The sequence below is a fragment of the Halomonas sp. 3D7M genome, from assembly GCF_014897885.1.
GTDB lineage: Bacteria > Pseudomonadota > Gammaproteobacteria > Pseudomonadales > Halomonadaceae > Vreelandella.
The window spans coordinates 1-795 of sequence record NZ_JABUZF010000098.1 but is presented as its reverse complement, the minus strand read 5'-3'; the positions used below and the strand labels follow the sequence as shown (position 1 = coordinate 795).

Here is a 795-nt window from a genome sequence, read left to right as displayed (position 1 = left end):
CATAACTTATGCGGATTCACTTACAACAGATGCCTGAGCTAGGCAACGTCGTTTATATCATCAACATTCAAAAAAACAACTAACAATTGGCACTTCGACAACTCACAACTCACAAGAAGGTAGCTTCATGGTAAATTGACTGCCTTTACCAAATTCACTTTCACAGTAAATCTCACCGCCATGCTTAGCGACTACCGTTTTCACCAATGCCAGTCCGAGGCCATGCCCTTCCGCCACGCTATCTTTATCGCTGCGCGTAAAGTCGTCAAAAATATTATTAATCTCTTCGGGCTCAACACCAACACCAGTATCAGAAACCTGCAGCACAACCCACTTACCTTGTCGACACACAAGAACATTAACCTCGCCACCAGACAGTGTATACTTAACAGCATTTTCAATTAAGTTAAATACCGATCTTGCAAGGTAGCCTTTATCGCCCAATACAGGAGCCCCGTCTTCATCTTGTAGCTCACTGACTAGTTTAATATCTTTCACTTTCGCTAGCGGATAAACTTGATCGAGCACCTCCATAACAACATCTTCAAAGAGCACAAACTCTCTTTTCAAGTCAAATGACTTAACTCGTGTTAAGTTAATAAAGTCATTAATCATCCCAAGCCCCATCGTGAGGCACTGTTCCAAATGATTATAGAAATTAGCTTGTGTCGTGGCCGACGCTGGATCTTTTTGGGCTTCTAGAAATGCTAGCGCTCTTGCCTGAGGAGCTTTCATGTCATGTGACAAGAAACTAAGCATACTAGATCGTTGTGAACCGCCCCGGTTATTCCGGAG

The 795-nt window shown here is 43.1% G+C and carries 1 protein-coding gene; it reads right to left on the bottom strand.

Going from position 1 to position 795, the window contains the following annotated elements; genetic code table 11:
- Nucleotides 1–102: 102 nt before the first annotated feature.
- A partial coding sequence (locus INT22_RS04345; protein WP_226912398.1) for a sensor histidine kinase occupies nt 103–795 on the bottom strand: 693 nt, incomplete at its 5' end.